5 protein-coding genes are annotated in these 8,307 nt (G+C 42.7%); 4 read left to right on the forward strand and 1 reads right to left on the reverse strand.

Annotated elements, in window-relative coordinates:
* On the forward strand, nucleotides 1–1,552 hold a 1,552-nt coding region (locus ACT3SX_RS12170), incomplete at its 5' end, for an AAA domain-containing protein (RefSeq protein ID WP_444761759.1).
* 8 nt (nucleotides 1,553–1,560) lie between these two features.
* Nucleotides 1,561–3,825 (forward strand): AAA domain-containing protein, encoded by a 2,265-nt coding sequence (locus ACT3SX_RS12175; RefSeq protein ID WP_442069974.1) that lies wholly within the window; start codon nucleotides 1,561–1,563, stop codon nucleotides 3,823–3,825.
* A gap of 41 nt (nucleotides 3,826–3,866) precedes the next feature.
* Here ACT3SX_RS12175 and ACT3SX_RS12180 read toward each other — a convergent pair whose 3' ends face one another.
* Nucleotides 3,867–6,047, reverse strand: a complete 2,181-nt coding sequence (locus tag ACT3SX_RS12180; RefSeq protein ID WP_192520211.1) for an ATP-dependent helicase — start codon at nucleotides 6,045–6,047, stop codon at nucleotides 3,867–3,869.
* 269 nt (nucleotides 6,048–6,316) lie between these two features.
* On the opposite strand from ACT3SX_RS12180, the gene ychF reads away from it, so the two are divergent.
* Both ychF and ACT3SX_RS12190 read left to right on the forward strand, forming a co-directional pair.
* Entirely contained in the window at nucleotides 6,317–7,408 is a 1,092-nt protein-coding gene (ychF, locus tag ACT3SX_RS12185; RefSeq protein WP_192520212.1) for a redox-regulated ATPase YchF, read from the forward strand.
* Between the two features lie 142 nt (nucleotides 7,409–7,550).
* The gene (locus ACT3SX_RS12190; RefSeq protein WP_444528573.1) at nucleotides 7,551–8,183 is read left to right on the forward strand and encodes a hypothetical protein; all 633 of its coding nucleotides are present in this window, start codon (nucleotides 7,551–7,553) and stop codon (nucleotides 8,181–8,183) included.
* Nucleotides 8,184–8,307 lie beyond the last annotated feature (124 nt).

An 8,307-nucleotide genomic window follows, 5' to 3' on the forward strand; every position in this document is an offset into this window, starting at 1 on the left:
ATTTATACCAAGTAGCTATGAGCCTATCTTAAAATCAGCGGTGACATTGCTTGACGCTTCTGGCGTTTATCAACCAGACCATACTACTGCAGATGAGCGCAAAATACCTACAGCACAGCACAACCTTATCGTAACAGATACTTGGGTAATCATGGCTCGCCCGAGAAGCAATAATATATTTTTGCAAGATCTGGAAAAACTATCTACGCAACTCGAAACGGTCTCTGATGGCAATTTGCCAAACGCCCTCAAAGCTATGCTGACAGAGCCTGCAACCGAAAATAAAGAAGTCGTATTGTCCGCTTATCGGGGCTTATCTATGGTAGGTGGTAGCGAAAATTATACCAGCACGCCAACTGAGCTCTATTTCCCCAAAGCATTCAACGATGAGCAAGTACAAATCATACAGCAGCTAGATGTACACGATGGTGTGGTCGTGCAAGGTCCACCAGGTACAGGCAAGACGCACACCATCGCCAATGTTATCTGTCATTACTTAGCGCTTGGCCAGAGAGTTTTGGTCACCTCCATGAAAGATCCTGCCCTAAAGGTACTACAAGAGCAGTTGCCTGAATCGATAAGACCGCTCGCTGTGAGCTTACTCACCAGCGAAAACGAAGGCCTAAAGCAGTTTGAACATACCGTCAAAAAGATATCAAGCGAATTATCAGGTATCAATCGCGAGGCCTACCAAAAAGATATCGTGATGCTAGATGATCAAATCGATACTATTCATGCACAATTGGCCAGTACCGACCAAAAAATTACGGCTTGGGCACGGTTAAACCTTGATGATATCGTCATGGATGACGAAACTATCAAGCCAATAGATGCTGCGACTGAGATTGCTCAAAATCGACAGCTTATAGACAGCATTCCTGATACATTGGGTATAGAAGAGGTATTTAAGCCTCAGTTTACTCATAATGATATAACTGAACTAAAAAATGCCAGAATCAAACTTGGCAGCGACTTACATTATCTTAATAAAAAAATACCTGCGATTGCAGATATTCCTACTACCAATACGATGATACAGTTGCACAGAGATTTAAGTTACCTGAACGAATCACAAGCAGCTGAGGAGCAAGGCGAACTACCAAGCTTGATGGAACACAGTGCTAACACTTTGAGCATTGCTTATAATACAGCTGCTAACACCTCTCGTTTAATCTATCTTCTTGAAAAAGTTGAGAATGCTAAACAAGACTGGACAACTCATATCCAACCGCACCTGGCTGATAATGCCAAGCAAGACATCATTGAGCATTTAAATACGCTGAATACCGAAATCAAAGCACTGTTTAACGAGAGATCAGTTTATTTAAGCAAACCAATCTCACTGCCTGACAACGTAGATAAAAATCCAGAACTGGTCGATGCCATCACTAATTTATCTGAAGGTAGAAAACCTTTTGGCTTAATAGGTATTTTTGGTAAATCGGCAGAAAAAAAATGCCTTGAATCTATTAGGATACTCGCATCACCACCCTCAAGCGCACAAGATTGGCAATACGTATTAAACTTTATAGCCTTTAGAAAAAAACGCTAGAGCTTATCTTGCGCTGGAATGTATTATCCAATGATCTACCTTTACCCATATTTGAGGTATCACCTGATGTCTTATCTGATTTAAATTCAGCCGCTTACTTATATGAGGCCGTTTTTGATATCAATCGTCTACAAAATGATATTCAACAGGCACTACGTACTATATTCATAGAGTGGGATACTAGTAATACCAACAAGAAAATACGTTATGATAAAGAAGCTTTGGTTGAGATAAGTCATATACTTAATCAACATCTAAAAAGACATAACCTGATAAAAAGTAGCAAGTTAAAAGAGAGGTTACTGGATAAGCTTACTGATTGTGACGGTGACATTAGCGACAAAACCATTGCCTTTTTCAATCAGAAAATTGGTAGTACCACTTTATCTGATGATGCATTACAAACTATATGGAAAGACCTGCTAAATGATCTAAAACGAGTAAGAAATCTTGCAGCCGATCTACAAACAGTCGCGACCATTACCAAGCTTATCGAAAACAATGGCGCACCACTTTGGGCCGAACAGTTACGCCATACGCCTTGTGCTAACGCTCAAAATACAACACAAATAGATGACTTATTACCTAATGACTGGCAGAAAATTTGGCGTCTCAGCCGATTAAGAAGCTTTATCGACAGCATCGATGGTCGTAAAGAGTTGGTGCAACTGGCCAAAACTCGTGGCAATTTAGAGTCAGACTTGGCAAGACTTTATCAAAAAGCCATCACCAAGCGAGCGTGGCTAAAAGTCGCCGAAAATGCGACGCCGAACGTCAGAGCTTCTTTGGAAAAATACCGCTCTGCCATTATGCGTATCGGTAAAGGAACCGGTAAAGGTGCACATTATTATCGCCGTGAAGCGCGAGAAGCCTCTGCAGGCGCAAGTGCTGCTATTCCATGTTGGATCATGCCGCATTATCGTATCTCTGAATCCCTGCCAGCAGAATTCGGCAGTTTTGACTTAGTTGTTATCGATGAAGCCTCTCAATCTGATTTAACAGCGCTACCAGCCATCATGCGAGCCAAAAAAGTGTTGATCGTTGGTGACGATAAACAAGTCTCACCAGAAGGCGTCGGTCTCGATATCGAAAAAATTCGCCATCTGATGGCACAGTATCTGAGCAACCAGGTCCCTGTTTATCGCTCACAGATGTCGCCTGATCGCTCAATCTATGACTTATTTAAAGTGGTGTTTGCGGATAGCAGTGTGATGTTAAAAGAGCACTTTCGTAGTGTGGCCCCTATTATTGAGTTCTCTAAACGTGAGTTTTATAATCATGAGCTGATACCATTACGTAGAGCCAAACCCTCAGAGCGCTTAGACCCACCATTGATTGATATCTATGTCACCGATGGCTATCGTGCGAAAGGTTCTGATATCAACCCCTCAGAAGTCAGGTTTATCGTTAATGAAATAAAAACCATTGTTTCTGACCCAGCTTATAAGGGTAAAACCATTGGTGTTGTCTCATTATTAGGCAATAAGCAAGCACACAGTATTATGGAGATGCTAAATAAAGAGTTGGATGAAACACTCATGACTGATTTTGACATTGCCTGCGGTGATGCTAGAACCTTTCAGGGCAAAGAGCGCGACATCATGTTTTTATCATTGGTTGTGGCACCAGGTGCCGCCCATGCACAAACCAGAGATACCTTTGCCCAGCGGATGAATGTCGCTGCTTCCAGAGCGCGCGATAGAATGTATTTGGTGCGCAGTATTGAGCTGAATGAGCTTAGCCAAGCTGATCATTACCGATCAGAGCTTATCAAACACTTTCAGGCACCATTCATGCAAGATGAAGAAGAAGTCACAGAATTACGTGATAAATGTGAGTCACCCTTTGAAAAAGAAGTCTTTGATCTTCTGATTGAAAAAGGCTATCGCGTCGTACCACAAGTAACAGCAGGTGCTTACCGAATCGATATGGTGGTCGAAGGTGAAAACGACAACAGCCTAGCCATCGAGTGTGATGGAGATAGATATCATGGGCCTGATAAGTGGGACAGCGATATGCAACGCCAGCGGATTTTGGAGCGTGCTGGCTGGAAATTTTGGCGCTGCTTTGCCTCTACCTTTGTCACTCGCAAAGAGGAAGTCACTCAAGACTTATTAGCAGAATTGGAGCGATTAGAGATTTACCCAATCGCTACGGACGCTACGTATAGCAGCTCGTATGTTGTATCCAGAGTTGTCACTACTACTGAGGAGCCCTTACTCGACAGTGACAGTGATGCCAGTATAGCTAGTCAAGCAGAGACGGACGCTTAAATATATAAAGCTCAATGGGTGGTGATTATATCTGCGAAACCTCACCACCACACTGGCTCATCACTTTCTTTTCTAGGTTTTTTAGCGGTCTTAATCGTCACCTCATTCGCAGATAGCTCGGCGATAAAGCGGGACGGCTTGTCAAAATACCCTGAATAGCTAGACAAGTAATCAGGTGCCGTCAGATAAAGCTGAGACTTAGCACGACTACAGGCCACATAAAACAGCTTACGTTCTTCTTCTAATTCCTCAAAATCGTCGAGCGAGCGATGATGCGGCGTCATACCATCAACCAATGAATTGACAAACACCACTGGCCACTCTAGTCCTTTGGCGCTATGGATGGTTGAGATAGTGACTTTGTCGGTATTCTTTGTTTTAGACTGACTGGCCGTCGCCACTGAGTCATTAGGTGGATCAAGTGCTAGGTTTTCTAAGAAACTATCAAGACTGCTATATTCTGTTGCCAGTTTTTTGAGTACACGGAAGTCCTCACTACGCTCTCGCCAATTCTCCTCAATCGTTTTTAGAATAGGCGTATAAAACTTCAGAATCTGCTCAATGACTGTTTTGACAGATTTTGCCCGATCTGCTTTGGTAAGTAGATGATACAAAGGCTCAAGCTGCTCGCTTTTTTTGGCAAACTTTGCCGTAGTTAATGGCTCAAACGAATTATTGTCCGCATTAATTGCTTGGGTCAAACGCGTCGCGGTGACTGACCCTACTCCCTTAAACAAGGTCAAAATACGGTGCCATGCGATCGTGTCATTGGGGTTATAAAGTATCTTTACGAATGCCAAGACGTCTTTTATATGACGTCTTTCTATAAACTTGATACCACCCACGACAATAAATGGAATATGACGCTCCATAAATTCTAATTGGACATAGTTGGACTGAAATGACGTTCGGCACAATACAGCAAAGTCGTCATAATCAAATTCTGATTTTAGCTTGATGATCTTATCAGCAATATATTTGGCCTCACGGGTCTCATCACGCAAGCGACTAAATACCGGCTTGATTCCTGTTACTAATGCATCAGAGTACAGCTGTTTTTGATAGCCTAGCGTGATTTGTGCTGACAAGGCATTGATATAGTCTAAAACGGCAGGCGTACTACGATAATTTTGCTCAAGCTTGATCAACTTGGCATCGGGGTAACTCTCACCAAACAACAAGATGTTTTCATAATTGGCACCGCGAAAGGCATAAATGCTCTGATTGTCATCACCAACGACCATGAGCGATACAGACTCAGGCTTACAAATCAAATCTATCAGCTCTTTTTGTGGAATATTGGTGTCTTGATATTCATCGACCATCACGTAACGGTACTGACGTTGTAGTAGTTGTCGAAATTTATCATTGGTCTTTAGATGACGTACCACTTGGCTAATAATATCGTCAAAGTCATAAAGATGATTGGCTCGCTTATACTCATGAAAGTCAACCGCCAGCTGCTCAATGATAGGAATATGTACAGCTATATCAGGGTAACTATCTTCTATCAAGTCGCGGATATGAATGCGTCTATTTCTAGAGGTTGAAAAGATGTTTTGTAGGGTCTTTTTACGAGGAAACGCTTGGTTTTTGGTTTGGGTGGGATACTTCTTTTCTTTATGAATTAGATCAATCGCATCTTCACTATCACCCGTGTCTAAAATCGTAAATCGAGGATTAATACCAAGCAGCCCTGAATACTGGCGCAGCAGCATATTACAAAATGAATGAAAAGTGCCGCTAGCAATGTCGTTGAGCCACTTATCAGTTGGCAGCTTATCCTTAGCCAAATCCTCATCAGACAAACGGCTGGTCAATAGCGTCTTTGCACGATTTTTAATTTCATTGGCCGCTTTTCGGGTAAAGGTGAGTAGCAAGATATCTTTAGGCGACACCCCATTCTCTAACAGATAGCTGGTTCGATAAGTGAGTGTTTTGGTTTTACCAGAACCTGCACCAGCGATGACCAACACCTTGCCTTCGATAGTCGTTGCAGCCATTAGCTGATCTGGATTTAACTCACTGGCATAATCGACCTCTAACCCCGCACCACTATCCAATCTTTGATCTAATAATTTGATATTTGCCGCCTCAGCAGTATCAATCAGATTTGCTTCTAGCTTTTTGATTGCCTGCTCAAGCTGAGCCAGCTTAGGTTTCATTTCAAGAAAATTCTGCGGATAACTATAGCGGCGTGTATTAAAAATTGTGGTCGTCATTATAAGAAGTGGCCTTTTGTTTATGTTAATCGCCTTTACAAAGGATGAACCTTTGATATTGCTATCAGATCAGTTGCTCATTTTATAGTACAGCTTACCATAATAGATAAAATGGCAAAATTACTAGCAATAACAGATGCTAAATATCAGTCTACAACGCAACAACCTCACCCCTATTCAGGTAAATTTGCTACAATGTGCCCAATTTTGATTTATCATTTAACCAATCTTTATACCAACTGATTTTATTACTATATTGAGAGAATGCTATGGGTTTTAATTGCGGCATCGTTGGCCTACCAAACGTGGGTAAATCCACCTTGTTTAACGCCTTGACCAAAGCGGGTATCGCCGCTGAAAACTTCCCGTTTTGTACCAAAGATCCCAACACGGGTATCGTGCCAGTACCAGATCCACGTCTAAAGAAACTGGCTGACATCGTCATCCCTGAACGTGTACTGCCAACGACCATGGAGTTTGTCGATATCGCAGGCTTGGTCGCAGGCGCATCAAAAGGCGAAGGCATGGGCAACCAGTTCCTAGCCAATATCCGTGAGACTGATGCGATTGCTCACGTCGTACGCTGTTTTGATGATGACAATGTGGTACACGTTGATGGACGCGTCAGCCCAATTGATGACATCGAAACCATCAATACCGAACTGGCATTGGCAGATTTAGAAGCTGTAGAGCGTGCGGTATTTAACTTGACCAAAAAAGCCAAAGGCGGTGATAAAGACGCTGCAGCCATGCTAGATGTGTTCAAAAAAATTGAGCCATTATTAGCAAAAGGTAAAGCTGCTCGCGCTGCTGGCCTAGACGCTGATGAGAAAAAACTAATCAGAAGCTATGGTCTAATCACCCTAAAGCCAACCATGTATATCGCTAACGTCGCTGAAGATGGCTTTGAAAACAACCCATACCTTGATGCAGTGCGCGACTATGCCACTGGTGAAGACTCTATCGTCATCGCACTATGCAACCAAATCGAAGCTGAGATTGCTCAGCTTGACGAAGAAGACAAAAAAGACTTCTTGGCTGAAATGGATATGGAAGAAGCAGGTCTAGATCAAGTCATTCGTGGTGGTTATGATTTGCTTGATATGCAGACTTACTTTACCGCTGGTGTCAAAGAAGTGCGTGCATGGACTGTTGCTGTTGGCGCTACAGCCCCGCAAGCTGCTGGTGTGATTCATACTGATTTTGAGCGCGGTTTCATTCGTGCTGAGGTCATCGCTTATGATGACTTTATCGAATACAACGGTGAAAAAGGCGCAGCAGCCGCTGGTAAATCACGCCTAGAAGGTAAAACTTATATCGTGCAAGATGGCGACGTCATGCACTTCCGCTTTAATGTTTAATATTTAAGCGGTAGATAGTATTTACATTGAGTGCGTTTCCTAATAAGCCGATGTTGGATATTCTCCAGCATCGGCTTTATTTTATCCGTCTATTGTTATATTATAACATATCTTAATTTTCACTTATTCGAGAACTTATAATATGACTGACTCTCTATCATTCTCTAAACTTGCAGGCGCTGCATTAATCGGAAGTATCATGACAGGCTCATTATTAGGCTGTCAGCCTAGTACAGATACAGCAGCATCTGAAGAAGTAACGGCAGAGCATGATCACGAAGGACACGATCACGAAGAACATGATCACGAAGAACACGATCACGAAGAACACGATCACGAAGAACACGATCACGAAGGACACGATCACGAAGGACACGATCACGAAGGACACGATCACGAAGGACACGATCACGAAGGACACGATCACGAAGGACACGATCACGAAGGACACGATCACGAAGGACATGATCATGCCAGTGCAGGCACGCCGTTTACCTGTGAGCCAACTGCTACTATTGGTGTGTCTTACCATGATGACAGCACACCACACACCGCAAACTTAATCATCGATGGTCTAGATTACGATTTGGTCGCTACCTCAGATAGCAACACTGATGCCAATACACAAGTCTATGTAGGTGAGATTGGACTGGATGATACTCACGGTATCATATGGCAAGTAAATGGCGACGAAGCAACATTGCGCAATAAAACACTAGACAGTGATGTGGCGATTGAAGAGGAAGAAGTGCTATTTAACTGCCAAAAATCTTAACATGTAGCCACACTTTAATTCGCAATAAGATAAACCAAAAAAGCTGGGTATCAACCACACACTGTGATACTCAGCCAAGTTGATACTATAGTGGCTCTATTATACGATTACCGCTATTACCACT

The organism is Psychrobacter sp. AOP31-B2-9, assembly GCF_052378005.1.
Lineage (GTDB): Bacteria > Pseudomonadota > Gammaproteobacteria > Pseudomonadales > Moraxellaceae > Psychrobacter.